Origin of the sequence: Leptospira abararensis (genome assembly GCF_016918735.1) — a bacterium.
Lineage (GTDB): Bacteria > Spirochaetota > Leptospiria > Leptospirales > Leptospiraceae > Leptospira_A > Leptospira_A abararensis.
Window position 1 is genome coordinate 1 of the sequence record NZ_JAFFPR010000043.1, and the last position, 380, is coordinate 380.

General features: G+C 32.9%; 1 protein-coding gene. It reads left to right on the forward strand.

Annotation, left to right across the window (positions count from 1 at the left end):
* Window positions 1–378, forward strand: a 378-nt coding sequence (locus JWG40_RS12590) for an IS30 family transposase (protein ID WP_205286151.1), incomplete at its 5' end; no start/stop codon positions are given.
* Window positions 379–380 lie beyond the last annotated feature (2 nt).

The following is a 380-nucleotide window of genomic DNA, read 5'->3' on the forward strand; positions in this document are numbered from 1 at the left end:
AGAACTGTCATACTAGTACCTTTGAAAGCAATGGATGCTGAATCTGTCAGAAAAGCTTTTGAACAAGAGTTAAAACAATTTCCAAAACAATTAAAACTTTCTATGACTTATGACCAAGGAAAAGAAATGTCAGAACATAGATTGTTTACTAAAAATACAAAAATGAAAGTTTACTTCTGTCATCCAGCTTCGCCATGGGAAAGAGGTACATGTGAAAATACTAATATGCTCATCAGAGATTTCTTTCCTAAAGGAACTGACTTCTCAAAAATCAAAAAAAGCCAAATTAAAAAGGTTCAAACATTACTCAATCAAAGACCTAGAAAAACTTTGAATTGGAATACACCTGAAAATGAAATACGGGCGCTTGTGCGCTAGAT